The organism is Halolamina sediminis (assembly GCF_001282785.1).
Classification (GTDB): Archaea; Halobacteriota; Halobacteria; order Halobacteriales; family Haloferacaceae; genus Halolamina; species Halolamina sediminis.
The window spans coordinates 981,796-1,006,543 of sequence record NZ_CVUA01000001.1; the positions used below are offsets into that span (position 1 = coordinate 981,796).

27 protein-coding genes are annotated in these 24,748 nt (G+C 68.0%); 13 read left to right on the forward strand and 14 right to left on the reverse strand.

The genetic code is table 11. The features are described from left to right. Positions 1-56 precede the first annotated feature (56 nt). Both BN1959_RS05025 and BN1959_RS05030 read left to right on the forward strand, forming a co-directional pair. Positions 57-332, forward strand: coding sequence for a DUF7315 family membrane protein (locus BN1959_RS05025; RefSeq protein ID WP_394325250.1), 276 nt, complete (start codon positions 57-59; stop codon positions 330-332). A 52-nt stretch (positions 333-384) separates the two neighbouring features. Continuing rightward, entirely contained in the window at positions 385-654 is a 270-nt protein-coding gene (locus tag BN1959_RS05030; protein ID WP_053947605.1) for a DUF7314 family protein, read from the forward strand. A 257-nt stretch (positions 655-911) separates the two neighbouring features. Here BN1959_RS05030 and BN1959_RS05035 read toward each other — a convergent pair whose 3' ends face one another. The 3 genes from BN1959_RS05035 to BN1959_RS05045 all read right to left on the reverse strand — a co-directional run bounded on the left by BN1959_RS05035 (position 912) and on the right by BN1959_RS05045 (position 4,013). Continuing rightward, complete coding sequence (locus tag BN1959_RS05035; protein ID WP_053947606.1) at positions 912-1,352, reverse strand: DUF7313 family protein; 441 nt, start codon at positions 1,350-1,352, stop codon at positions 912-914. A gap of 24 nt (positions 1,353-1,376) precedes the next feature. After that, complete coding sequence (locus BN1959_RS05040) at positions 1,377-2,090, reverse strand: NAD(+)/NADH kinase (RefSeq protein WP_053947607.1); 714 nt, start codon at positions 2,088-2,090, stop codon at positions 1,377-1,379. 606 nt (positions 2,091-2,696) lie between these two features. Further along, positions 2,697-4,013 carry a M28 family peptidase gene (locus BN1959_RS05045; protein ID WP_053947608.1) on the reverse strand — a complete coding sequence of 439 codons (1,317 nt, stop codon included), beginning with the start codon at positions 4,011-4,013 and terminating at the stop codon, positions 2,697-2,699. Between the two features lie 102 nt (positions 4,014-4,115). Between BN1959_RS05045 and BN1959_RS05050 the strand changes: the two genes are divergently transcribed. Together BN1959_RS05050 and BN1959_RS05055 are read left to right on the forward strand one after the other, a co-directional pair. Next, a complete protein-coding gene (locus tag BN1959_RS05050; RefSeq protein ID WP_053947609.1) occupies positions 4,116-5,387 on the forward strand; it encodes an NAD(P)/FAD-dependent oxidoreductase in 1,272 nt (423 codons plus the stop codon). A gap of 50 nt (positions 5,388-5,437) precedes the next feature. Next, a complete protein-coding gene (locus tag BN1959_RS05055; protein WP_053947610.1) occupies positions 5,438-6,217 on the forward strand; it encodes a DUF7839 domain-containing protein in 780 nt (259 codons plus the stop codon). Here BN1959_RS05055 and BN1959_RS05060 read toward each other — a convergent pair whose 3' ends face one another. Both BN1959_RS05060 and BN1959_RS05065 read right to left on the reverse strand, forming a co-directional pair. After that, a complete protein-coding gene (locus BN1959_RS05060) occupies positions 6,218-6,499 on the reverse strand; it encodes an amphi-Trp domain-containing protein (RefSeq protein WP_053947611.1) in 282 nt (93 codons plus the stop codon). A gap of 42 nt (positions 6,500-6,541) precedes the next feature. Continuing rightward, on the reverse strand, positions 6,542-7,204 hold the full coding sequence (locus tag BN1959_RS05065) for a J domain-containing protein (protein ID WP_053947612.1): 663 nt from the start codon (positions 7,202-7,204) through the stop codon (positions 6,542-6,544). Positions 7,205-7,333: 129 nt separating this feature from the next. On the opposite strand from BN1959_RS05065, the gene BN1959_RS05070 reads away from it, so the two are divergent. Further along, positions 7,334-9,136 carry a S9 family peptidase gene (locus tag BN1959_RS05070; protein WP_053947613.1) on the forward strand — a complete coding sequence of 601 codons (1,803 nt, stop codon included), beginning with the start codon at positions 7,334-7,336 and terminating at the stop codon, positions 9,134-9,136. 416 nt (positions 9,137-9,552) lie between these two features. Continuing rightward, the gene (locus BN1959_RS05075) at positions 9,553-10,245 is read left to right on the forward strand and encodes a DUF4013 domain-containing protein (protein ID WP_053947614.1); all 693 of its coding nucleotides are present in this window, start codon (positions 9,553-9,555) and stop codon (positions 10,243-10,245) included. A gap of 17 nt (positions 10,246-10,262) precedes the next feature. Here the strand turns inward: BN1959_RS05075 and BN1959_RS05080 are convergent, their stop codons facing one another. Together BN1959_RS05080 and BN1959_RS05085 are read right to left on the reverse strand one after the other, a co-directional pair. Then, positions 10,263-10,727: an RDD family protein gene (locus BN1959_RS05080; protein WP_053947615.1), complete on the reverse strand. Its 465-nt coding sequence runs from the start codon at positions 10,725-10,727 to the stop codon at positions 10,263-10,265. A 62-nt stretch (positions 10,728-10,789) separates the two neighbouring features. Further along, on the reverse strand, positions 10,790-12,184 hold the full coding sequence (locus tag BN1959_RS05085) for a permease (protein ID WP_053947616.1): 1,395 nt from the start codon (positions 12,182-12,184) through the stop codon (positions 10,790-10,792). A 228-nt stretch (positions 12,185-12,412) separates the two neighbouring features. Here BN1959_RS05085 and BN1959_RS05090 point away from each other — a divergent pair, with 228 nt between their 5' ends. Continuing rightward, entirely contained in the window at positions 12,413-12,787 is a 375-nt protein-coding gene (locus BN1959_RS05090; protein ID WP_053947617.1) for an SHOCT domain-containing protein, read from the forward strand. 6 nt (positions 12,788-12,793) lie between these two features. Next, a complete protein-coding gene (locus BN1959_RS05095; RefSeq protein WP_053947618.1) occupies positions 12,794-13,399 on the forward strand; it encodes a hypothetical protein in 606 nt (201 codons plus the stop codon). A gap of 22 nt (positions 13,400-13,421) precedes the next feature. Here the strand turns inward: BN1959_RS05095 and BN1959_RS15415 are convergent, their stop codons facing one another. Continuing rightward, positions 13,422-13,571: a rubrerythrin-like domain-containing protein gene (locus tag BN1959_RS15415; RefSeq protein ID WP_348533012.1), complete on the reverse strand. Its 150-nt coding sequence runs from the start codon at positions 13,569-13,571 to the stop codon at positions 13,422-13,424. 150 nt (positions 13,572-13,721) lie between these two features. Here BN1959_RS15415 and BN1959_RS05100 point away from each other — a divergent pair, with 150 nt between their 5' ends. After that, positions 13,722-14,138 carry a cobalamin B12-binding domain-containing protein gene (locus BN1959_RS05100; protein WP_053947619.1) on the forward strand — a complete coding sequence of 139 codons (417 nt, stop codon included), beginning with the start codon at positions 13,722-13,724 and terminating at the stop codon, positions 14,136-14,138. Then, complete coding sequence (meaB, locus tag BN1959_RS05105) at positions 14,135-15,205, forward strand: methylmalonyl Co-A mutase-associated GTPase MeaB (RefSeq protein ID WP_053947620.1); 1,071 nt, start codon at positions 14,135-14,137, stop codon at positions 15,203-15,205. The genes BN1959_RS05100 and meaB overlap by 4 nt, the downstream gene beginning before the upstream one ends. Positions 15,206-15,630: 425 nt before the next feature. Here the strand turns inward: meaB and BN1959_RS05110 are convergent, their stop codons facing one another. Further along, the gene (locus tag BN1959_RS05110) at positions 15,631-16,623 is read right to left on the reverse strand and encodes an NAD-dependent epimerase/dehydratase family protein (RefSeq protein WP_053947621.1); all 993 of its coding nucleotides are present in this window, start codon (positions 16,621-16,623) and stop codon (positions 15,631-15,633) included. 54 nt (positions 16,624-16,677) lie between these two features. Further along, a complete protein-coding gene (locus BN1959_RS05115; RefSeq protein WP_053947622.1) occupies positions 16,678-17,406 on the reverse strand; it encodes a competence/damage-inducible protein A in 729 nt (242 codons plus the stop codon). An 89-nt stretch (positions 17,407-17,495) separates the two neighbouring features. Here BN1959_RS05115 and BN1959_RS05120 point away from each other — a divergent pair, with 89 nt between their 5' ends. Next, positions 17,496-17,813: a DMT family transporter gene (locus BN1959_RS05120; protein WP_053947623.1), complete on the forward strand. Its 318-nt coding sequence runs from the start codon at positions 17,496-17,498 to the stop codon at positions 17,811-17,813. 28 nt (positions 17,814-17,841) lie between these two features. On the opposite strand, the gene proS is transcribed toward BN1959_RS05120, so the two are convergent. Both proS and BN1959_RS05130 read right to left on the reverse strand, forming a co-directional pair. Beyond that, complete coding sequence (gene proS, locus BN1959_RS05125) at positions 17,842-19,326, reverse strand: proline--tRNA ligase (RefSeq protein WP_053947624.1); 1,485 nt, start codon at positions 19,324-19,326, stop codon at positions 17,842-17,844. Positions 19,327-19,372: 46 nt separating this feature from the next. Then, complete coding sequence (locus BN1959_RS05130) at positions 19,373-19,900, reverse strand: 8-oxo-dGTP diphosphatase (RefSeq protein ID WP_202594643.1); 528 nt, start codon at positions 19,898-19,900, stop codon at positions 19,373-19,375. 186 nt (positions 19,901-20,086) lie between these two features. Here BN1959_RS05130 and BN1959_RS05135 point away from each other — a divergent pair, with 186 nt between their 5' ends. After that, positions 20,087-22,018 carry a beta-CASP ribonuclease aCPSF1 gene (locus BN1959_RS05135; RefSeq protein ID WP_053947625.1) on the forward strand — a complete coding sequence of 644 codons (1,932 nt, stop codon included), beginning with the start codon at positions 20,087-20,089 and terminating at the stop codon, positions 22,016-22,018. 24 nt (positions 22,019-22,042) lie between these two features. Here the strand turns inward: BN1959_RS05135 and BN1959_RS05140 are convergent, their stop codons facing one another. Together BN1959_RS05140 and BN1959_RS05145 are read right to left on the reverse strand one after the other, a co-directional pair. Then, positions 22,043-22,906, reverse strand: a complete 864-nt coding sequence (locus BN1959_RS05140) for an endonuclease III domain-containing protein (protein WP_053947626.1) — start codon at positions 22,904-22,906, stop codon at positions 22,043-22,045. Between the two features lie 46 nt (positions 22,907-22,952). Next, positions 22,953-23,426, reverse strand: coding sequence for a DUF371 domain-containing protein (locus BN1959_RS05145; protein WP_053947627.1), 474 nt, complete (start codon positions 23,424-23,426; stop codon positions 22,953-22,955). Between the two features lie 281 nt (positions 23,427-23,707). Here BN1959_RS05145 and BN1959_RS05150 point away from each other — a divergent pair, with 281 nt between their 5' ends. Further along, positions 23,708-24,631 carry a coiled-coil protein gene (locus BN1959_RS05150; protein WP_053947628.1) on the forward strand — a complete coding sequence of 308 codons (924 nt, stop codon included), beginning with the start codon at positions 23,708-23,710 and terminating at the stop codon, positions 24,629-24,631. Positions 24,632-24,748 lie beyond the last annotated feature (117 nt).

Genomic DNA, 24,748 nt, shown 5'->3' on the forward strand with positions numbered 1-24,748 from the left:
TGGCTGACGACAATCGCAGTACCGAGGGCCGCGACGGGCGCGACGTGGAGGTGCCCATGCGGCTCTACAAGACCGTCACCGTCTTCTCGACGCTGATCGCGGTGTTCGCCGTCGTGTTCGGGTTCCTCCTGCTCGACGCCGCTGCGCTCGGGACCGGGCTGCTCCGCCAACTGGTGCGCTCGATCCTCTCGGCGCTCTCGCTTTCCCCGACGGACTCGCTGCTCTCTGCGGCCTTTGCCGTCGCAGGGCTGCTGTCGATCGCGACCGGCGCGGCCGTCTACGTGCTCGGCACGCGGTTCACGGCCGAGGAGATGGGCGAGGAGTCGGCGTAGTCGCCGCCGGGATGGGAAACGCTGAAGAGGGCTCGCGGCCCAGTTTCAGGTAATGGCTGACGAGTTCATGAAAGGGTTCGGGCTGTTCAGCGTGGCCGCCCTCGTGTGGATGATCTCCGCGAGCTGGTACCGGACACCCAGTTTCGAGAGCACCCGCCAGCTAGTGGCGGCGCCGCCGGAGGAGCCCGGAACCGTGTTCGACACGCTCGGGATCTTCCTCGGCGACCTGATGTTCTGGACCGCGCTGCTCGGCGCGTTCACGTTCTGGGTCATCATCCCCGCGGGCAGACAGGCCCGCGAGGCGCTGGTCGTCGACGAGTAGTCCCTCTTTCCTTTCCCGGTCGCTCCCGACCCGCTAGCCGCGGCGACGCCGGTCCGGTCTCCCCTTCGGTGTCGTTCACTAATCGTTCGGTGTCGTCGTCACTCTCGTCGTCAGAGCACGCTGTCGCTATCGCGCGACGGTAGCTCCGTTAGGGACCCATCGACGGCGTCCGCGTCGAGACGGTCGCGTGGGCGGCGCTCGGAGACGGAAGCGCACGACAGCGAGAAGACGGCGGCGCTCGGGAACGGCGGCGAGAGTCAGATGATCGCAGCCCACTGCTCCTCGATCACCCAGAACAGGGCGAGGAACGCGGCGTACAGCAGCGCGAGGACCGATACCGTGATCGCCCCCTTGGGCTTCTCGATGTCGAGGTTGTTGCGGGCCTCGACGTTCCGGGCTTCGAACTCGAACATGTCGGCGATCGCCGTGCCGATCACGAGCACGGAGATCACCATCCCCGAGTGCGGTTCGATCACCAGGTACAGCAGACTGACGAGCACGAGCGTCGCCGAGACGGCGACGTGGGGCACGTGGCGGTCCAGCGTGTCGGCGCCGTTCTGTGCCGCGCGCTTGTAGTGACTGAACGCGCGGTGACGTGTGACGAAGTTGGCCAGCACGAGCGCCAGGATCACGTAGGGGAACGCCCCAGCGACCGATTCGAGCGCCCCGATCGGGACGGCGAACTGCAGTGGGGTCATACCCGCATATCGGCACAGGACGGTTTAGTGCTTTTCCAATTCCGGCGGCCCCTCGGCCAGCGGTCGGACGCAGGTGAACTCGCCGACGGCAGCGATTTCGACCGACTCGTTCGGGGTGACCCGTCGGCACTCCTCGCCGTCGACGAACAGCGACACCGCTCCCTCGTCGCGCTCGACGCTCAGCGAGAGCGGGCCGGGGACGACCCACGGGTTCGCGCGGGTCGAGAACGGCGAGACGGGGACGATCGAGAGCCCGCCGCCGGGGGTGACGACCGGGCCGCCGGCCGCGCGGCCGTAGCCCGCAGAGCCCAGCGGCGTCGAGACGACGACGCCGTCGGCGCGCACGTCGAACAGTCGCTCTTCCGCCGCCGAGACGGCGTACTCGGATATCCGGGCGGGTTCGCTCGTCATCAGCGTGGCGTCGAAGACGGCACGATCTACGCGCTCGCCGCCCACCGCCACGCTAATGACGGTGTGGGTGACGCTGCGGTAGGCACCGTCGGCGAGCGCCGCGGCGGCGTCGGCGAGCCGGTCGCGTGTCACGCCGTGGCGGCCGTCGTCGGCGTCGACCGCCAGGATCGGCGTGTCGGCGTCGGCGAGCGCGGCGCGTTCGACTGCCTCCGGACCGACGGCGACGATCGCGTCGGCGTCGTCGTCGGTGACCGTCAGTGGGGAGAGGTCGGCGTCGATCTCCGCGCCGCGGAGGCTGACCCGACCCATCGGCGACGACTGGGTCATGCTCGCGTCGTCGGGCGGCGCGGGTAAAACGACGGTGGTCTGTGGTGGTTCGTGGGGTAGGTGTGTCGTGGGGTACTGGGCTCGCGTCGTTCGATGTCTCCGTGACAGTATCGCGCTTCGTTACCGAGGATAGTGATAGAGGCTGTTTCTCGATCAGTAGCCACTGAGACAGCGACCGCAACAGCATCTCGACGCTAGACCACTTGCGACTGCAGGGCGCCGGGCATGAAGCCCGGCGCAGCACGGAGTCCCCACCCTCCCCCGCGGGCCGGCGACCGATGCCGGCCCGCGGCGTCCACCGCTACCGCACCGCTGTCGCTGTCGGCGCGTGACGTGAGCAGGGCGAGACCGGCGGTCTCGCTGGCAGTGCGGGCGACGCGTGGGTCGCCCGCACGACGCCTCCGTACGCGAACGAGCGCGCGAGGGACGACTGACCGAACGAAGTGAGGGAGGGAGTCGGCTGGGGAGGTGTGTGGGCTGTGCCGGGCGGTGCGGTCACAAGGTGCCAACGATCGAACTGCTGTCGCGGTTGCTGTCGTTGTCGAAGTCACCGCCGCACTCGCAGGCCCACCGATCCCAAACCCGAAAAACGAGAAATAACGGCCGTTACTCGAACTCGTACGGCCAGCCGTTGGTCTTCTTCATCCCGATCGCCTGATCCTCCTCCTTCAGGTAGCCCGCCATCGTCTCTGCGTCGGCGTGCTCGATCTCGACGGACTCCTCCGCCACCTCGACCACCAGCTCCGTCAGCAGGATCGCCTGCTCGCGCAGGGTCCGGCTCTCCAGCTTGTCGAGCGTGTCGGCCTCCGTATGACCCCAGCCCCGACCCGTGGAGTCGGACTTGCTCGACACCATATACCCCGGGACGCCCCAGCGCACGAACGGCCAGTGGTCCGAGTGGGGGACCATCCGCGGCACCGTCGCGATCGGGTGGTCGAAGCGGTCGCTCACCCGCTCGGCGGCCTCGGCGAGCTCGTCGAACCGGTGGGTCGTGAGTTCGAGCGTCCGGTTCCCCATGTTGGAGTCGACGTTGACGATCGACTTGATCGCGTCGAGGTCGGCGTTCTCCGACTCTAGCGTCGACCCGACGAGTCCCACCTCCTCGGCGCCGTAGGCGATGCACTTCACCCGCGTCTCCAGTTCGTCTTCCCGGGCCGCGAGCGCGTTCGCGACCTCGACGATCGTCGCCGTCCCGGCGCCGTTGTCCCGCGCGCCCTCCGCGATGTCGTGGGCGTCGACGTGGCTGGAGAGGATGACGTACTCCTCCGTCTCGGGGCCGAGTTCCGCGACCGCGTTGCCGGACTCGCTTTCGGGCGTCTCACACTCGACGGCCACCGACACCTCGTCACCGTCGAAGCGTCGGGCGAGCCGTGCGCCGGTCTCCGCCGAGACGCCGACCGCCGGGATGTCGCCGTACGGGCCGCCGTCGCTGCCGCCGACGCTGCCCGTCGGCGGGAGCTCGCCGGGGACGTGGTTGGCGTAGACGAAGGCCGCCGCGCCGCCCTCGACGGCGTACTGGTACTTCTCGGTCCGGTGGATGTAGCGGTCGAAGTACGCCGGCACGTCCGAGGTGGCGAGCACGATCTTCCCCTCCACGTCGGCCTCCCCGAAGTCCTCGGGGAGCCCCGCACCGAGGTCGACCAGTTCCGCGGTCACGTCACCGGCCGGCCCGCGCGGGAGCGCGATGCAGTCCTCGACGGTCTCGGGGGTCGAGATCGAGCTATCGCCCCGCACCCAGCCCGCGAGGTCGAACGTCTCCACGCGGGCGTCGCGGGCGCCTGCTGCCGCGAACGCGTCGCGTGTGGCCGCAAGCCCCTCGGTCTCGCCGGGTTGGCCCGCCATGCGGTTGCCGATGTCGACCAGCGTCTCGAGGTGGTCCCAGCCGGCGTCGCTTCGGAACGTCTCCGCGATCCAGTCTGCCATACTACCACACTCACGCGGCGGCGGCTATCACCTATCGGCTCCGGCCGGGTTCGCCGCTTCCGCGGGCGGCGGAGCTATGGGTCCGCCGCTCGAAGGTCCGGTATGAGCGATATCGCCGTCGCCGGCGCGGGGCTCGCGGGGCTGGTCGCCGCCCGCCGGCTCGCCGAGTCGGGCCACGACGTGACGCTGTTCGAGGAGCGCGAGGACGTCGGCGGCCGGGTCCGTACCCGGAACGTCGACGGGTTCACCTGCGACCGCGGGTTCCAGGTGCTGTTCGAGGCCTACCCCGCGGTCCGGCGCGAACTCGACCTCGACGCGCTCTCGCTCCGGTCGTTCGCGCCCGGCGGCGTCATCTGCCGGCCGGGCAAGCGATCCACGCTGTCGGACCCGCTCCGTGATCCGGGCGCGCTCCTCCCCTCCGCGCTCTCCCGCGAAGTCACGTTCGCCGACAAACTCCGCACGCTCCGGCTGCGGCGCCGACTGACCGGCGGTGATTGGCCCGAATTCGGGACGCCCGACCAGTCGATCCGGGCGTACCTCCGGGATCGCGGCTTCTCCGAGGCGTTCGTCGAGAACTTCGCTGCGCCGCTGTACGGCGGGATCACGCTCGACCGCTCGCTGTCGACCTCCGCGAACGTGTTCGAGTATACGTTCCGCGCGATGTCGCTGGGGAGCATCGCCGTCCCGGCCGAGGGAATGGCCGCGATCCCGGCGCAGTTGGCCGAACGCGCCCGGGACGCCGGCGCCGATATCCGGACCGGCGTCGCAGTCGACGACCTCGATACGGGCGGGAACCGCATCGCCCTCGACACCGAGTCCGGCAGCCACGAGTTCGACGCGGCTGTCGTCGCGACGGATCCGCCGACCGCGCGCGAACTCACGGGCGTCGAGTCGGTTCCGACGGAGGGTTCGGGCGTCGTCACCCAGCAGTACCGACTGCCCGGCCCCGAACTCGACGCTGGGACGCGCATCATGCTCAACGCCGGGGGGGAGGCGCCCAACACCGTCGCACAGCTCTCGTCGGTGGCCCCCGAGTACGGCGACGGGAGCGACGACGCGCTGCTCGCGGCGTCGTTCGTCGACGACGGCGCACAGGACCGGCCTGCGGACGAACTCGCGGCGCAGACCCGAGAGGCGCTTTCGTCGTGGTACCCCGCGCGTGACGTCTCCGGACTCGAACCGCTCGCCACCGACCGGATCCCGTTCGCGCAGTTCGCCCAGCCGCCCGGCGCACACGCGCGGCTCCCGGACGTCGACGAGCCGGCAGGGCCGGTGTTCCTCGCCGGCGACTACACGCGGTGGTCGTCGATCCAGGGGGCGCTGGAGAGCGGGGCGCGTGCGGCCGACGCCGTCGACGGCGCGTTCGACGCCTGAGCACCCGGCAGGTCGGGCGGTTTATGTGGCGCCCAGCCCACATCCCGGCCATGAGCGACGCGCTGGCGGACAAACGCACTGCGAGCCGCTTTCGCATCCTCGCGGAGATCGCCGACCGCCAGCCGGCGGTGAGTCAGGGTGAGATCGCCGAGGCCGTCGGCGTCACCAGTCAGGCGGTCAGCGAGTACATCCGCGAACTGGTCGACGACGGACTCGTCGAGAAGGAGGGGCGCTCGCGCTACCGCGTCACCAAGGAGGGCGTCGACTGGCTGTTCCGTGAGGCCAAGTCGCTGCGGCGCTACGTCGACCACGTCACCGACGACGTGCTGGAGAGCTTACAGGAGGACGCCGCCATCGCGGCCGAGACGGTCGAGGCCGGCGACACCGTCACGCTCTCGATCCGAGACGGCCTGCTGCACGCGACGCCCGGCGAGGAGGGCGCAGCGACCGGCGTCGCGACGACCGACGCCGAGGCGGGTACCGACGTCGGCGTCACGGGGTTCGAGGGCGTCATCGACATGGCGCCCGGGACGGTGACCGTCTACCAGGTGCCACCGGTCCGGGCCGGCGGGAGCCGCGGCGTCGACGCCGACGCGCTCGCCGACGCCTGCGAGTCGGCGGATCTCGTGCTCGCAAGCGGCGTCGAGGCGGTCGTCGCGCTCCGTCGCGTCGACCAGCCGCCCGCGGTCGCCGCGGGCGCGGGCGAGGTGGCTGCCGAGGCCGCGGCTCGCGGGCAGGAAGTCGTCGTCGCGGTCACCCGTGACGAGGTGGGTCGGGTGACCGACACGCTCCGGGACGGCGAGACGGAGTACGTCGTCGAGGGCGACTGACTACTCGATCTGCAGGTCGCCGCCGCTCTCGCTGCCGGCGTCGCCCTCGCTCCACTCGATCTCGAACTCGACGCTCTTCTCGGGCCGATCGGCCGGTCCCTCGCGTTCGACTTTCACCTCGAACGTCGATCGCTCTGCGGGGTCGATCGTCACCGAATCTTGGCCGGCCTGCAGGCTGAGCTCCCCGCCGGCGTCGAGGGAGTCCGCGATCTGTCGCAGGTAGTCGGCGATCTCGCTCCGGCTTCGGCTGCTCTCGCTCTTGAAGAGAACTTCCTCGGGCATACCTCGACGGAGGTCGCCCACGACCATAAGTCGTCCGTGCGATCAGCTCGCGTACTCCTTCGCAGTCGAGTACGCCTCCTGTAACCGCTTGAACTCCTCCTCGCTGCCGCCCTGGTCCGGGTGGAGCTCCTTCACCTGTTCGCGGTAGGCCGTCTGCACCTCGTCGGCGTCGGCGTCCCGCTCCAGATCGAGGAACTCGAACGCGTCGCCGACGGGATCGCCGCGGGTGGCCGCGGCACGAGGGCCACCTCGCCCCCCCGCACGGGCACGGCTGCCACCACGCGGACCGGCACCGGTCGCCCGCTCGCTTGCGTCGACGCCGAGGTCGAACGGGAGTCGGCGGCCGATCGTGGCTCCGGGCACCTCGTGTTCACAGAGGACGACGTGTGTCGGGCCGTCGACGAGCCGGAGGTACGCCCGCGGGTCGAACGTGATCGCGACGTTTCGGTCCGGGAGGTAGAACGCGACCGTGGTGGTTCCGATTTCGTAGTCCTCGAGGAACGGTTCGTCGGCGGCGTCGAACACGGCGCGGATCTCGGCGCGCTGGCGCCCCGGCCCGCCGACGCGTTGCCCACTCCGGTCGGGGTCGGGGATGTACCGCTCGCCCAGCGCGAACACGAGCGCGACGACGACGGAGGCGGCGACGCCGAGCAGCAGGCCGGAGACGAGCCACGACGGCAGCCCGGTGGAGACGGCGGGGAACACGCCAACGCGTTGGGCCGGCAGCCCCTTCAACGACTCGTTGGCGGTTGCTCGTCGCCGCTCCGTCGGACGAACCCCACGGGCCGACCGGGACCCGAACTCCCTTTGTCCCCGGCCGCGAACCCACGACCCGTGACAACGTACGACATCGAGCGGTACCTCAACGTCCGGAGCGCCTACGGCGGCTCGTTCGGCCCCGACGGCGAGTCGTTAGCGTTCCTGATGGACACCACGGGTACCGCGCAGGTCTGGACCGTCGACGGCCCCGGCGAGTGGCCCGTCCAGCGCACGTTCTACGACGACCGCATCACTTTCGTCGACTACTCCCCCGAGCGCGAGGAGCTCGCGTTCGGGAAGGATCAGGGCGGAAACGAGCGCGCCCAGCTGTACACGCTCGACACCACGACCGGCGAGATCACTAACCGAACCCAGCGCCCCGGCGCGAAACACCGCTGGGGCGGCTGGGACAGCGACGGCGAGCGGTTCGCGTTCGCGTCGAACCGCCGCGACCACACGGTGTTCGACATCTACGTACAGGATCGTGACGGCATGGGTGATGACGCCGAACTGGTCCACGAGGGCGACGGCTGGCTCAGCCTCTCGGGCTGGTCGCCCGATGGCGATCGACTGCTCGTCCACGAGGCCCACTCCAGCTTCGACCACGACGTCCACGTCCTCGACGTGAGCGACGGCGGCATCAGCCACGTCACGCCCCACGAGGGCCGCGCGCGGTTCAGCAGCGTCGAGTGGGGCCCCGACGGCGAGTCGCTGTACATGGTCACCGACCACGACTCCGACACGCTCCGGCTGGAACGGCTGGACCTCTCGGAAGGCGAGTTGTCCGTCGTCGAGGACGGGGGCGAGTGGAACGTCGACGGCGTCTCGATCCACGAGGAGAGCCGTCGCGTGGCCTACACCCGGAACGTCGACGGCTACACGGACCTCTCGGTCGGGGAACTGGTCGACGCGGACCGGATCGACCCCGCGGAGGCCGCCTCGTTCCCGGAGGGCGTCGTCGCGGGCCTCGACTGGGGGCCCGAGGGCGAGAAGTACGCGGTCACCGTCACCGCCAGCACCGACAACACGAACGTCCACGTCGCCGACGCACGCACCGGCGAGCGCGAGCGCTGGACGAACGCCGCCACCGCGGGAATCCCCCGGGAGACGTTCGTCGAACCGCAGCTCGTCCACGTCCCGAGTTTCGACGGCCGGGAGATCCCCGGTTTCTTCTCGGTACCGGAGGACGCCGAGGGCGAACTGCCGGTCATCGTCGATATCCACGGCGGCCCGGAGAGCCAGCGCCGGCCGTCGTTCCGCGCGGTGAAGCAGTACTTCCTCAACAACGGCTACGCGGTGTTCGAGCCGAACGTCCGGGGCTCCTCGGGCTACGGGAAGGCGTACGCGAGCCTCGACGACGTGCGCAACCGCATGGACTCGGTGAAGGACCTGAAAGCCGGCGTGGAGTGGCTGCAGGACCACCCCGACGCCGACGCCGACCGAATCGTCGCCTACGGCGGCTCCTACGGCGGCTTCATGGTGCTCTCGGCGCTGACGGAGTACCCGGATCTCTGGGCCGCCGGCGTCGACGTGGTCGGGATCGCGAACTTCGTCACGTTCCTCGAGAACACCAGCGACTGGCGGCGCTCGCTGCGTGAGGCGGAGTACGGTAGCCTCGACGACGATCGGGAGTTCCTGCAGGAGATCTCGCCGACCAACAACATCGAGAACATCGCGGCGCCACTGTTCGTGCTCCACGGCGAGAACGACCCGCGCGTGCCAGTCAGCGAGGCCGAACAGATCGTCGAGGACGCCCGCGAGCAGGGCGTCCCGGTCCGGAAGTTGCTCTTCCCCGACGAGGGCCACGGGTTCTCGAAGCTGGAGAACCGCATCGAGGCGTACTCGGCGGTGGTGGCGTTCCTCGACGAGCACGTCTGAACCGCGTAGTCAACTCCCTGCTCCAGTCGGAGGCAGCGACTCACCGATCACGAGTCGTTCCGGTGGATCACCGATGGACTGGCTCGTCGGTACAAAAGATACCCAGATCCGTAGCTATCTGGGGGTTAGAACTTCTCCACGTAGGCGTCGTAGATGCAGACGACCCAGAGCACGAACGAGATGGGCCCGAACAGGAACCCGGTGAGGATGGTGAGCGCGAAGCTGACTACGAAAACGACGAGCCAGATCGCGCCGATCTTCGTTCGACCTTGGTAGAGCTGTCCGAGACCCCAGATAAAAAACGAGAGAACTGCCGCGACAACTGGGCTTTTGCCGGAGCCTGATCCGGTCGGCGTTTCGGTTTTTGACCAGTCGTGGAAACTGTTAAGTCACAGTCGTGAGGCGTCCACGCGTACATGCTCGAAGAAGGACTTTCGTACCCGTTCAACGGCGACAGCGCGCTCGGTCGAATCGTCATCGGCGGACTGTTGGGGTTCGGTAGCATCCTGATCATTCCTGCGTTCGCGCTCATGGGGTATCTGGTCTGGGTGCTCGGCGGTGCCGCCCGCGGGGAGGAGGAGCCCCCCGCGTTCGAGGACTGGGGGGAGATGATCGTCGACGGTCTGAAGGCGACCGCGGTGTCGATCGTCTACGGGATCGTCCCGTTCGTCCTGCTGTTCGCGAGCATCTTCGTCGCCGGCAGCGGGAGCGCCACCGGCAACGATACCGCGATGGGGGTTCTCGGCGGGATCGGCGTTCTCGGCCTCCTCGTCAGCCTGGTCGCGATGTTCCTGCTCTACTACCTGATCCCCGCGGCGCTCACCAACATGGCGCTGGAAGGGGAGTTCGGCGCCGCGTTCGACTTCGGCACGATCAAGCAGGCGATCCTCTCGGCCGACTACCTCGTCGCGTGGCTGATCCCGTTCGTGCTCGCGGCCCTGATGAACGTCGTCGTGTTCGTGCTCGCGATCACGATCGTCGGCTTGGTCGTGGTGCCGTTCCTGCAGTTCTACGTGCAGGTGGCGGCGTTCTACATGTTCGGCGCGGCGTTCGGGAAAGTCGTCGACGTTTCCGGCTCGGTGAGCGAGGGCGACGCCGCGACGCTCTGATCGGGTAGCCGCCTTCCTCACTTCGCCTCCACAACCACCGTCCCCGCCGCCAGATCGCCGACCCGCTGCCCGCGCTCGGTGAGGACAATCAGCGCCGACCCGAGCAGGAAAAACGCCGGCAGCGCGTCGACGATCCGAAGCACGTTCCGGACGAGCGCGTCGGCGTGGCCGATCGGCTCACCGTCCTCATCCACGACCACGAGCCCCACCGCACGCTTCCCGAGCGTCTGCCCGTACGCCCCCTCCGTGTAGACGAAGTACGCCAGCCCGGCGACGACGGTGAACGACTGCAGGACGGCTACGACGGTTCCGACCGCGAGCGTGCTGGTCGGGTCGGCGACCACCACGAACGCGAGCGCGACGACGAGTCCGGAGAGTATCCCGAACACGGCGCCGATCAGCAGCGCGTCGAGGAGAAAGGCGCCGACGCGCTGGCCGAACGTCTTGGACTCGGTGCCGAGTCGCGGGGCGGGGCGGTCCATGGAGCCCGGTCGGTTGGCGGCACCTTCACCGTTGTGTCCGGGCAGACGGGTCGCCGCCGGGGTCAGTGGTCGTGCTCGTGACCGCCGGCGCCGACCTCCGGTCCGTGGTGGGCGTACTCTTCGGGCTCTTCCTCGAACGCTCGCTGACACGTCTTCGAGCAGAAGTAGTAACTGTCGCCGTCGTAGGTCGCGCTCGGGCCGTCGTCGTCGACGCGCATCCCGCAAACGGGGTCGCGGTACTCGCCGGGCGCCCCGAGACCGCGGCGGTAGAGGACCGCGAGGAAGCCGACGAGGCCGAACGCGATCAGGTTCAGTCCGAGCGTGTAGTCAACCTCGAAGTAGGACTTCTCGGTTGCGGTCGTCCCGCTCGCGAGGTTCGGGACGATCCCGAGCGCGTCGAACAGCAGCTCCATCAGGAACCCCGTAAAGGCCATCGTGACGAAGAACACCGCGAGGACGTACAGCATCACCGTCCAGCCGTAGTACTTCCGGTAGACGTTCAGCACGGGCACCGTGATCAGGTCGGCGTAGACGAACGCGATCACGCCCGCGAAGCTGATCCCGCCGCCCCACAGCGCGACCGCGAAGGGAACGTTCCCCATGCTCCCGACGAAGCTGAGCACGGCGATCGCGACGCCCATCACCGCGTTCTCGGCGGTGGCGAACAGCCCGTCGCCTTGGAGGAACAGCGCGTTCCAGACCGACTGCGGGACGAACACGATCACGAACCCCGAGATCAGGAAGCCGGCGATCACGTCGGTCCAGATCATGGACCACTCCTTGCGGAACTGGTTGGCCACCTTGTACCAGCCCCCCCACGAGCGGAGCTCCTCGCGCCACCCCCCGGCGCCGGCGGTCCGCTGCCTGTACGTCTCCAGACACCCCTCGGAGCAGAACTGGAGCGTCTCGCCGCCGTCGGTGGTGAGGGTGTGCTCCGGACTGCCCTCCATGCCGCAGGTGGGGTCCTCGTCGACGCCCGCCGCGCGGTCGCGCTCGTTCAGGCGCTCGCGGACCTCGTCGAACTTGGTCTCGGGTAGCGTGACGTGGACCAGTAGCGCCATCACCGCGATCAGCACGATCCCACCGAGCAGTTCGGCGACGAGGAACTCCCAGCCGAGCAGGAGCAGGATCATCAGGCCCAACTCGACGATCAGGTTCGTCGACGCGAACATGAACGCGAGCACGTTCACGACCGCCGCGCCCTTCTTGAACAGCCCCTTCGCGATCGCGACGGCGCCGAAGCTACAGCCGCTGCTGATCGCGCCGAACACCGTCGCCTTCGTCAGCCCGTTCAGGTCGCCCTCGCCCAACACGTCGGCCATCCGTTCCTTCGAGACGAACGTCTGGACGAGGCTGGTGACGGTCAGCCCCATGATGATCGCCCACGCCGCCGTCCAGAGGAAGCCGACGCCGATCCGGAGCGACTCGAGCACACCGTCGACGATGGTCGGTGGCATGGATGAACGATCGGCCGCCTGGTCTAATGCGGTTTCCCTTAGTGAGTGACACGCCGCTACAGTACGCCCAGAACCGTCGTCGCTCGTGTCGCCGACCGTTCGCAGTCTGATCAGTTTCGAGAGTGAAATTGACTGGCGTGGGATAACCGACTTACAAGAAAAATGCGGGAATCGAACGACGGTTTCCAAAGAGCAAGCGTGGTAAACCAGGATCCCGTACGTTCACGTATGTCCTCGAACACCGACGGCGAACGGCTCGGGCTGCTACTGCTCGCCGGCCTCGGCGTCCTCGTCCTGTTCCCCGCCCTGTTCATGGGGTTCGGAATGATGGGCGCCGGCGGGATGATGGGCGGGGCGTGGGGCGGCCACATGTGGGACGGCGGCGGCGCGACGGGCTGGTTCCCGCTCGTCGGGCTCGTGATGCAACTGCTGTTCCTGCTCGTCGTGGTCGGCGGCGCCTACCTGCTCTTCCGTGCGGTCGCGGGTGACGATGGAACCGACCCCGCGATCGAGGAGCTGCGCTCGGCGTACGCCCGCGGCGATCTGAACGAGGAGGAGTACGAACGGCGGCGCGAGGCGCTGGAGCGCAACGGAGAGGGGTGACCCGCCGTGGGCCGTCGCCGTCCGCTCCCGTCGTGGCTCGATCAGTACGCGACTCTCGGCCTGTACGGGCTCGTGGCTGGCACGGTCCTCTGTCTGCTCGCACTGTTCACTAATCCCGTCCCCGACCCGTCGTTCTCGTGGGCGACGCTGCCGGCCTCGCTCCGGCTGCCAGTGCGACAGCCCCGCATCGAGCACTGGCCCGTGAGCTACACGCTGGGGATCTGGCTGTGGGTATTCTGCGTCCCGGCGCTGTTTCTCGCCGGCTATCGGCGTTTTTCCGACACGATCGCCCCGACGTGGTGGCTCGTCGGGCTCCCGACGGCGACGATGCTGGGGTTGACGACGTACTGCCGGTTCTTCTGGCCGAAGCTCTATCCGTCGACCTGGAACGCCCCCTCCTACACGCTGGTCTGCTGGCTCTACTGCTCCACCTACGAGCCGGTCTGGAGCAACGCGGCGTACGCGGTCGCGGGGATCGGCATCGTCGCGACCGCCATCGCGGTCCGTCGCTGGCGCGCGGACGTGCTCGCGCTCGCGACGTTCGGCGTGCTGGCGTTCCCCTTGGGGCTCCCGTCGCTGTTCGCGGCGTCCCGCCGACGAGCGACGCGCTGAACCGCCGCCTGTTCTTCCGTACTCACTCCGCGCGGGCTTTCGAGATGTTCTCGACCGGGCCGCCACACTCCGGACAGCGAGTCAGCCTGTCCGAACTGGTGTGGTGATCGAGGCAATCTGTACATTCGTACACTTTTTCTCCGCTGATATGCTCAGACCACGGGTCTTTCATTGGTATATGTCGCCAATAACCACTATTAGTCTTCAATCCTTCGGTAGTATGGGATGCTGTCCGATCAGCGACGACGCCAGTTTTCCCGAGCGACCGATCGGCTCCCCCGACCCGTTAGAGTGAAACCGCCGCCGGGCGAAGCTACCCGCTATGAGCGCAGATCAGGAGCAACGAACCATCCGCTGTCTCGTCGCCAAAGTCGGGCTCGACGGTCACGACCGTGGCGCCCACGTGATCGCGCGGGCGTTCCGCGACGCCGGCTTCGAGGTCATCTACTCCGGGCTCCATCGCGCGCCCGAGGAGATCGTCCAGGCGGCGGTCCAGGAGGACGTCGACGTGCTCGGGATCTCGATCCTCTCGGGCGCACACAACACGCTGGTTCCCAAAGTGATCGAGGGGCTGAAGGAGTACGACGCGTTCGACGACACGCTCGTGCTCGTCGGCGGGATCATCCCCGACGAGGACAAGGAGAAACTGCTGGAGTTGGGCGTCGCGGAGGTGTTCGGCCCCGGCACGCCGATGGAGGAGACCGTCGAGTTCGTCGAGGAGCACGCACCCGAGCGATGAACGCGGCCGCAGAGACCGAGCTGGTCGAGGAGCTGCTCGACGGCAAGCACCGGGCGCTGGCCCGCGTGATATCGAAGGTCGAGAACCGCGCGCCGGGCTACCGCGACATCGTCTCCCAGCTCCACGAGCACACCGGCCACGCCGACGTGATCGGCGTCACGGGCTCGCCCGGTGCGGGGAAGTCGACGCTGGTGGACAAGCTCGCCAAACAGTACCGCGACCGCGGGGAGACCGTCGGCGTGATCGCGGTCGACCCCTCCTCGCCGTACACCGGCGGTGCGGTACTCGGCGACCGCATCCGGATGGCCAGCAACGTCGGCGACATGGACGTGTTCTTCCGCTCGATGTCCGCCCGCGGCACACTTGGCGGGCTCTCGATGGCCACCTCGGACGCGATCAAGGCGCTCGACGCGTTCGGCAAGGACCGAATCATCGTCGAGACCGTCGGGGCCGGGCAGAACGAGGTCGACATCGTCCGCACCGCCGACACCGTGGTCGTGTTGGTTCAGCCCGGCTCGGGCGACGACGTCCAGATGCTCAAGGCCGGCATCCTCGAGATCGGCGACATCTTCGTCGTCAACAAGGCTGACATGGACGGCGCGAGCCGGACCGTCGCGGACTTAGAGGAGATGCTCCACATGGAGCGCGACCCGACGGCGAAGCTCGATACGGGGGGCTTCGAGAAGCCAGACCATCCCGACGAGGACGACCTGCCCGTCGACGGCGCCGACGCGGACGACGACGACGATATCTGGGAGCCGATGGTGCTCGAAACCATCGCGAAATCCGGCGAGGGCGTCGACGAACTGCTCGAGACGCTCGACGACCACTCGGCGTGGCTCGACGAGACCGGCCGGCGGGAAGCGAAGGCCAAGCAGCGCTACGCCGCCGAGATCCGCCAACTGCTCCGGGCCGACGTGGCGGACCTGATCGACGACGAACTCGCCCGACGGGGCGGTGTCGAGGCGATGGCCGAACGCGTGGTCGATCGTGAGACCGATCCCTACACGGTCGCGGACGACGTGCTCGGTCCGATCGAGGACTGTGTCGAGGAGCAGCGGGAGTAGGTCGTTTTCGTGTTTCTGTTGGGTTTCGTGATGGTGTCGTTGTAGGGTCGGTGCGACTGCAACTGTAGTAGTATCTCGATTGTTGGCCACTGGAACAGCAACCGCAACAGCAGCTCGATCGTAGACCTCTTGCGACCGCAGGGTGCCGGGCACGAGGCCCGGCACAGCACGGAATCCCCACCCCTCCCCCCGCGGCCGGCGACAGTCGCCGGCCGCGAGGCGTCCACCGCCCCGCTACCGCAGCGCGGTCGCGGTCGGCGCGAAGCGCGAGCGCCTCTGTGCGCGAGTCGAGCGCGAGGGACGAACGAGCGAACGACGTGAGCGAGTGAGTCGGCTGGGGAGGCCAGAGGGCTGTGCGGGGCGGTGCAGTCACAAGTGGTCTAGCGTCGAGAGGCTGTTCGCGGTCGAATTGTGGAAACCCCCACTCACTCCTCCCGAACTGCCTCGATAATCTCCTCCTCCGTCTCCCGATCCGGACCGTTCTCGACGCCGCCGCGCCCGTGCTCGCGGTGCGCGCGAGCCGTCCCCGCCACCGCCTCAAACGGATCAGTCGACTCCCACCCCAATGCAGCCAGCTTCTCAGTCGCCGCCAGCGCAGGCTCCGGGGAGTACAGCGGGAAGTCCGTCGCGTCGACCCCCGCAGCCGCGAGATCACTCGGCCCCGTCTGGACGATCTCGACTTCCGTATCCAGCGCGTCGGCGGCCAGTTCGAGCGACTGCGAGAGCGAGAACGTGTTCCGGTCGGCAACGTTGTACGCCTCGCCGGGCTCGCCGTCCTCGGCGACGATCCGGAGCGCGCTCGCGACGTCTCCGACGTAGGAACGGTGGAGCAGGCTGTCGCCGTCGAACGGGACGACCACCTCGTCGTACTCCGCCACGCGGTCGGTCCAGTAGGCGAAGCGCTCGGTGTAGTCGTGGGGGCCGTAGACGAGCATCGGCCGGACCGCCATCGCGTTCACCCCCCGCTCGGCTGCGCGGGCGACGACGCGGTCGCCCTCGGCCTTCCGCGGACCGTAGCTCTCGGGCGAATCGTCGGTCGCCTGCTCGGGCGTGCAGTCGTGGAGCGCCGTTTCGCCCTCGCGCAGCGGCACGTCCGGCGCGTCGTAGGCCGAGCCGGAAGAGACGTAGACGTACGCGTCGGCGTCGGCGAACACCTCGGTTGCGGTCTCCACCTCGCCGGGGTGGTACGCGCAGGTGTCGATCACGATATCCGGCTCGGCGGTGTCGCGAGCGCCTTCGAGCGCCTCCCGGTCGGCTCGGTCGCCGTGGACCGCCTCGACGCCCGTGCGGTCCGTAAACGGGTCGTCGGACTCCCCACGGTTGAACAGCGTGACGCTGTAGTCGTGATCGAGCAGTTCCTCGACGGTGTGGCGGCCGACGAAGCGGGTACCACCGACGACGAGTGCGGTGTCGGACATGGGTAGAACTGTGACGCCGCCGGCAAAAACACGCGCTCCGCGGCAGTCGAGGGGCTACTCCGGAGTCGACACGCGCTCCCGGAGCCACTCGATCCCCTCGGCGACGGTGTCGGGGTCGCGCCCGGTGACTTTCAGGCGGTTGGTCCCCTCGGTGGAGGGGTAGCTCCCCACCACGAGGTCGAACCGCTCGCGGAACTCCGCGAGCGTGTCGGTTAGCGAGCCCTCCGGCGCGGTCGTCGCGAGCGTCTCGCTCACTGCGTCGCCGCCGAACTCCCCGCTGACGAGGTCGAACATCGCCTCGAACTCCGCGGGCGGGCCCGGGAACACGTAGACGTTCTCGACGGCCGCACCCGGACAGAGCCCCACGGGGTTGAGGAGGGGTCGTCCACCGGCGGGCGTCGCTCCCCACGCTTCGAGATCGAGGTCGATCTCGTCGGGATCGAGGTCGGCGCGGTCCACGCCCTCGTAGTCGGCCATCTGTTGGAGCAGGTCCTCCCGGACCTCCGCTTCGAGCACGAGTTCGCGGCCGAACGCGTCGGTCACGGCGCCCATCGTCACGTCGTCGTGGGTGCCGCCGAGGCCGCCGCCGACGACGACGGCGTCGAACTCGCGGCGCCAGTCGTCGACGATCTCCGCGATCAACTCGCGGTCGTCGGGGATCGTGAGCATCCGGGCGACGGTCGCACCGCGTTCGTGCAGCCGGCGAGCGACCCGCTCGGCGTTGGTGTTCCGCGTGTCGCCGGCGAGGATCTCGTCACCGACCGTGACGATAGCCACCTCCATGCGCGAACTGAGGGCAGCCAGCCCCCTGAGTGGTTCGACACCGGTGCGGGATCACGGGAGCTATGGCCGGCGACCGTCCAGTCGCGGGTATGGCGTGGTACCTCCTGCTCGCGGCGGGGCTGTTCGAGGTGGCGTGGGCGATCGGACTGGAATACTCCGACGGGCTGACGAAGCCGATTCCGACCGCGGGTACCGTGCTCGCACTCGTGGCGTCGATGATCCTGCTCGCGAAAGCCGTTGAACAGCTTCCCGTCGGAACCGCCTACGCGGTCTGGACCGGGATCGGTGCGGTCGGAACCGCCCTGCTGGGGATCGCGCTGTTCGACGAGCCGGCGACGGCCTCGCGGCTGGCGTTCATCGGCGTGATCGTCGTGGGTATCGTCGGACTCCACTCGGTCTCGACCTGAAAACGAGTTCGAGAGAGGCTGCGAGCGCTCAGTAGGACTTCGCGAAGTACGCCGTCTCGTCGGCGTCGTCGCCACAGACCGCACACGCCGCGTCGTCGTCGAGCACGTCGTCGTGGTGTTTCTCCTCGTCGTCGGGGAACGGAACCATCACGATCTCGGCGGCCATCTGGTCGGCGATCTCCTCCTCGCAGGCCTCGTCGCCGCACCACGGCGCCTTCACGTAGCCGCCGTGCTGGCCGAGCGTGCCGAGGATGCCCGCACGATCGTCGGCGTCGCGGACGTTCTCCTCGATGTTCTCCTCCGCTTCTGCGAACAGCTTGGCGTAGACGGTGTCGAGTTCGTCACGGACCGACTCGGTGACGCCGTCGCGCTCGAGCGTGACCTCCTCGCCGTCGGGGCGGTGGACCGCCGTGATCTCGCCGTCCTCGACCTCGTGGGGCCCGATCTCGAAGCGGACGGGGACGCCCTTGAGCTCCCACTCGTTGAACTTGAACCCGGGGTTGCGCTCGTCGCGGTCGTCGAGTTCGACGCGGACGCCGGCGTCCTCGAGGTCGTCGGCGACGCCCTCGGCGTAGTCGAGCACTTCCTCCTTGGTGTCGGACTGGTAGATGGGGACGATCACGACCTGCTCGGGCGCGAGCGTCGGGGGGAGTACGAGCCCCTGCTCGTCGGAGTGAGTCATGATCAGCGCGCCCAGCGAACGCCAGGAGAACCCCCACGAGGTCGTGTGGGCGACGCGCTCTTCCTCGTCCTCGTCGCTGTAGGTGATGTCGAACGCCTCCGCGAACGACTGGCCGAGGTGGTGGGAGGTCGCGCCCTGCACCGACTTCCCGTCGGGCATCAGCGCCTCGACGGTCGTCGTCGTGTCGGCCCCGGGGAACTTGTCGTGGTCGGGCTTCTGCCCGCGCATCACGGGGATCGCGAGCACGTCCTCGTACACCTCCTCGTACTGGTCGAGGCGGGTGAGCGTCTCCTCCCACGCCTCCTCGTCGGTCTCGTGGGCGGTGTGGCCCTCCTGCCAGAGGAACTCCTTGGTGCGGAAGAACGGCTTCGTCTCTGTCGCCTCCCAGCGAACCACCGAGGCCCACTGATTGACTCGGAGGGGGAGGTCACGGTGGCTGCGGATCCACTGAGACATGTACGGCGCGATGATGGACTCGGAGGTGGGTCGGACCGCGAGCCGCTCCTCCAGTTCCTCGTGGCCGCCGTGGGTGACCCACGCGACTTCGGGGTCGAACCCCTCGACGATGTCCTTCTCGCGTTCGAGGTAGGATTCGGGAATGAACAGCGGAAAGTAGGCGTTCTGGACGCCGGTGTCCTTGAACCGGGCGTCGAGTTCGCCCTGTACTCGCTCCCAGAGGCCGTACGCCCGCGGGCGGGCGACGATGAACCCGGACATCCCCTCCGGGCCGTAGTTGGTCAGCCCCGCCTTCCGACAGACTTCGGCGTACCAGTCGCCGGTCGCGTACTCCTTGGACTCGGTGATCCCGAGCGTCTGGTCGTCGTCGCTCATACGCCGACGAAGTGGTGGTCACGGCTTAAAACGTCCGAAGCACCCGTCAGCGCTCGCCCGGGAACGGCACGCCGGTCTCGACGGTCACGTCCCGCGGCTCGCTGTTTTCGTAGACGAACCGCCCACGGAACGTCCCGCCGTCGAGTACGACGGGCAGCCACTCGCGGTCGGTCGGCCACATCTCGTCGAACGGGAGGTCGTCGACGGAAAACCACTCGGGGTCGGCCTCGTCGGTCTCCTCGGGCGTGCCCGCGTACTCGGTCACGCGGAACACGTGGACGACGGCGTCCCAGTCGTCCGAGCGGTAGACGAACTCCCCGGCCTTCTCCGGGTCGAGCACGTCGATACCGACCTCTTCGCGGACTTCACGGACCACGCACTCCTTGGGCGTCTCGGCCTCCTCGACTTTCCCGCCGGGGCCGACCCACTGCCCGCTGCCGACGCCGCGTTTCTTGTGGATGAGGAGCGTTTCAGTGTCCTCGTCGCCGGCCGACTGTTCGTCGCCGGCCGCACCGACGACGAGGTGACACAGCGTCGCCGCGGGCAGTTCGCCGACGGGGTCGTCCTCGAACACGCCCGGGGGTTGGCCGGCACGGGAAAAAGGATGTCGCCCCGCTACCGGTTTGGGAAGGCTTTTACTGCCGCGCGGAAATACCTCCGGGTAAGCGGGTTCTCGCCGTACTTTCCCGCGCGGCTACACCGGAGAGAATCACCGCCACTCTCGCGTCGGGTACGCTGTCGACGCGAGCGTCTTCGACATATGAGTCAAGTAGATACGCAACTCGAGGAGTTGAAAAGTGAGATCGAGGCAGAGATCCCGTCCACGATCTCCATTACCGACGTGAAGTACGAGGGGCCGGAGCTGGTGGTCTACACCCGCGACCCCAAGGAGTTCGCCGGCGACGGCAACCTGGTCCGCCAGCTCGCCTCCAAGCTTCGCAAGCGCATCACGGTCCGCCCGGATCCCGACGTGCTCTCGCGGCCCGCCGAGGCCCGCGAGAAGGTCATGGACGTGATCCCGGAGGAAGCCGGGGTCGAGGACCTGGACTTCCACGAGGACACCGGCGAGGTCGTCATCGAGGCCGAGAAGCCCGGTATGGTGATCGGCCGACACGGCTCCACGCTCCGGGAGATCACCCGCGAAGTGGGCTGGACCCCCGAGGTCGTCCGCACGCCGCCGATCGAGTCCTCCACCGTCTCGAACGTCCGGAACTTCCTGAAGCAGGAACGGCAGGAGCGCCGCGAGATCCTCGAACGCGTCGGCCGGCAGATTCACCGCGAGGAGATGGCCGACGAGCAGTGGGTCCGGATCACCACGCTAGGCTGCTGTCGCGAGGTCGGTCGCGCCGCGTTCATCCTCAACACCGCGGAGACGCGCGTGCTGGTCGACTGCGGCGACAAGCCTGGTGCCGAGGGCGAGGTGCCGTACCTCCAGATCCCCGAGGCGCTGGGCGCCGGCGCCCAGAACCTCGACGCGGTCGTGCTGACCCACGCCCACCTCGACCACTCCGCGCTGATCCCTCTCCTCTTCAAGTACGGCTACGACGGCCCGATCTACTGCACGGAGCCGACGCGGGACCTGATGGGGCTGCTCACGCTCGACTACCTCGACGTGGCCGCGAAGGAGGGTCGCACGCCCCCGTACGACTCCGCGCAGGTGCGCGAGGCCATCAAGCACTGCATCCCGCTGGAGTACGGCGACGTGACCGACATCGCGCCCGACCTGAAGCTCACGTTCCACAACGCGGGCCACATCCTCGGCTCGGCCGTCTCGCACTTCCACGTCGGCGACGGGCTGTACAACGTCGCGTTCTCGGGCGACATCCACTACGACGACACGCGGCTGTTCAACGGCGCGGTCAACGACTTCCCCAGGGTCGAGGCGCTGGTGATGGAGTCCACCTACGGCGGCCGGAACGACTACCAAACCGATCAGGAGGACTCCGAACGCCGGCTGATCGAGGTGATCAACGAAGCCCACGAGAAGGGCGGGAAGGTGTTGATCCCGGCGTTCGCGGTCGGGCGGTCACAGGAGATCATGCTCGTCATCGAGGAGGCGATGCGGACCGGGAAGATCCCGGAGATGCCGGTCCACCTCGACGGGATGATCTGGGAGGCGACGGCGATCCACACCACCTATCCCGAGTACCTGCGTGACGACCTGCAGGACCGCATCTTCCACGAGGACGAGAACCCGTTCCTCGCCGAACAGTTCAACCACATCGACGGCGGCGAGGACGAGCGCCAGGAGGTCGTCGACGAGGGACCGTCGATCATCCTCTCCACCTCCGGGATGGTCACCGGCGGGCCGATCATGTCGTGGCTGCGCCACCTCGGCAGCGATCAGGACTCCACGCTCACCTTCGTCGGCTACCAGGCCCAGGGGACCCTCGGCCGGCGTATCCAGAACGGCTGGGACGAGATCCCCGTCTCGGACTTCGGATCCGGCCGCGACGGTCGCAGTTCGAAGCTCACGCTGAAGATGGACGTCGAGACCGTCGACGGCTTCTCCGGCCACGCCGACCGCGAGGGGCTGATGAACTTCGTCCGGAACATGAGTCCGCGCCCGGAGAAGGTGCTCTGTGTCCACGGCGACGAGAGTTCCGTGCAGGACTTCTCCTCGGCGCTGTACCACGAGTTCAACATGCGCACGTTCGCGCCGAAGAACTTGGAGACGTTCCGGTTCAAATAGCCGTAACGGCCCCTTCGACGCGTCTCAACTGTCGACGACCTCGGCCGGATCGACGACCTCGCCCGACAGTTCGTCGACGCCGACCTGATCGCAGTACTCCACCAGCGGGCACGCCTCCGGGCCGTCGAGACACGCCGGCTCGCGAGCGGTGCAGTACTCCCGGCCGAACTGGATCATCGCGGTGTGGCCGAACCCGCACTTCTCGCCGGGGACGGCGGCATCGATGGCCCGTCGGACCTGCTCGTGGTCGGCGTCGGCGGGCGCGAGCCCCATCCGGCGGGCGATCCGGTGGACGTGCGTGTCGACGGGGAAGACGCCGTTGCGACCCCCGGAGAACAGTAGCACGCAGTCGGCCGTCTTCGGGCCGACGCCCTTCATCTCCAAGAGTGTCTCCCGGACGTCGCCGGGGTCGCCGGACTTCACGAACTCGTCGAAGCCGTCGGCGCCACCGTACCCCTCGACGACGCGGCCGGCGAGGCGGATGATCGTCTCCGATTTCTGATTGTACAGCCCTGCGGAGGAGATCGTTTCGGCGAGTTCGTCCTGTGCGGCGGCGGCGAGGGACTCGGCGAGGTCGGTCTCGTCACCTCCCTCCTCGCCGGCTCCACTCGCCGGCGAGCCGTACCGGCTCATGAGACTGTTGTGGGCCGGCTGGCTGGCCTTGTCGCTGGTGTTCTGACTCAGGATCGTCCGGACCAGACACTCGAACCCCTCCCGGCCGCCGTAGGCCTTCTGCCAGTACATCTCGCCGAGTTCGTCGACGACTGCCTCGGCCCGACTGGCTGGTTCGCCGTCGTCGACGGCCGTGACCGCTTCCCCGCCGCCGTCCGGGCCGCCACTGATGTTCCTCGATGGCTCGTCCGCACGCTCCTCGGCGTCGTCGTTCATACCGAACGGTCCGGTCGGGGGACCAAAAACTGCGTGGCGAACGCCGTCAGCTCTCGCCGGGTTCGACGGTCAGCGTCAGCGTCAGCGCCGCGCCGTCGGCCAGCGCGTCGATCAGCTCCCGGTCCAGATCCGCGGCGGCGCCGTCGGCGCCGACGAAGACAGTTCGACCGTCGACGTACTCGCTGGTCCGGCCGACGAGGCTCCGGTCGCCCTCGAAGGTGATTTCCGGGTCGCCTCGGCCGGTGATCGTGTCCGTCAGCGTCTCCCCGCCGGAGTCGACCGCGAACTCGGCAGTGATCGTCGCTTCGCTCGACTGGCAGGCGTCGACGAATGTGTCGTCGAAGTCGGCTGGGGTCGTGTCGGCTTCGACGCCGACGATACAGTCGCCGGCGGGGGTGAGCCAGTCGTCCGTGGTCACCTCGACGGTGCTCCCGTGCTCGCCGGAGACGTTCTCGTGGCCACGCGCGCGAATTCGCTCGACGTGGCCCGTTTCGGTGCTCGTCGCGTCCGCGTCGTTCATGCCTGCGGGTCGGCGACGCCCCGGGAAGTGTCTGCCGGACCGGGTCGACCTCCCGACGAGTGTGTGAGTCCGTGTCGGGCGGTAGAGGCCGTGTGACGCAATTACACCCGTGAACCACCGAAGAATTTAACTACGCTACTACCTTACGCTGAGGTACCAGAACGCCTCCGGCGCTGGTGGCACCGCACGCAGAATGATCGGGAACTCTTATCCACGATTTGCTGCGGCCCCACGAGCGTCCGCTGTGTCCGGAGGGCGGATGGTACAGAGGTTCGATTAGCATGGTAACGAAACAGGACGTACTCGAGAAGTACGACATCGAAGCACTGAGTGAAGAAGACAACGTCGATCTCCCCGAGGAGAAGCTGGAGAACGGCTCCAAGGGCGAGCTGATCAAGCTCGCCGGCCAGCTCCGGGATCGACGGAACGACCTGAACCAGATCGCCTCCGAGCGCGCCTCCAAGCGCGACGATCTGAACGCCAAGACCCGCGAGAAGGTCGACGAGGCACAGGAGCATCGCGAGCAGCGCGACGAGCTCAACGAGCAGGTTCAGGAGCACAAGGAGAGCCGGAACGAGCTCAACGCCGACGCGAACGAGCTGTTCGACGAGGTCGAGGAGATGAAGGAGGACCTCGAGCTCGACGACGGCAAGGACGCCGAGGAGCTCCGCGAGGAGATCGAGGACCTCGAGTTCAAACAGCAGACCGAAGTGCTCTCGGCTGAGGAGGAGCGCGAACTCATCGAGAAGATCGAGGACAAGCGCGAGCAGCTCGCCGAGCGCGAGGAGAAGGTCGATCAGAGCGACGAGCTCGAGGAGAAGATCGAGAAGGCCGAGGAGGTTCGCTCGGAGGCCAGCCAGCACCACCAGAAGGTGACGGAGCTGGCGGACAAGGCCCAGGAGCACCACAACGAGATGATCGAGGCCTACCGCGAGGCCGACGAGATCCGTGACGAGGCCGACGAGATGCACGAGCTGTTCGTCGAGGCTCAGGAGGCGGCCGACCGCCACCACGAGGACTTCGTCCGCGTCCAGAAGCGCCTGCGCGAGCTCGACAAGGAGGAAGAGGAAGAGCGCAAGGACGAGCGCGAGCAGAAGATGGAAGAGGAGAAAGAAGAGGCCGAGGAGATCTACCAGAAGTTCAAGGAAGGCGAGACCCTCGACACCGAGGACCTGATGAAGCTGCAGAAGACCGGCCTGCTGTAACGTTTCGGAGAATCGCTTCCGTTTTTCGACGCCGCAACGAGCCGCCAGCGGCGGCGTTAACGAGAGCCACTGGCTCTCGTTCGCCAACCAGAACGCTTCGCGTTCTGGTGACGCCGT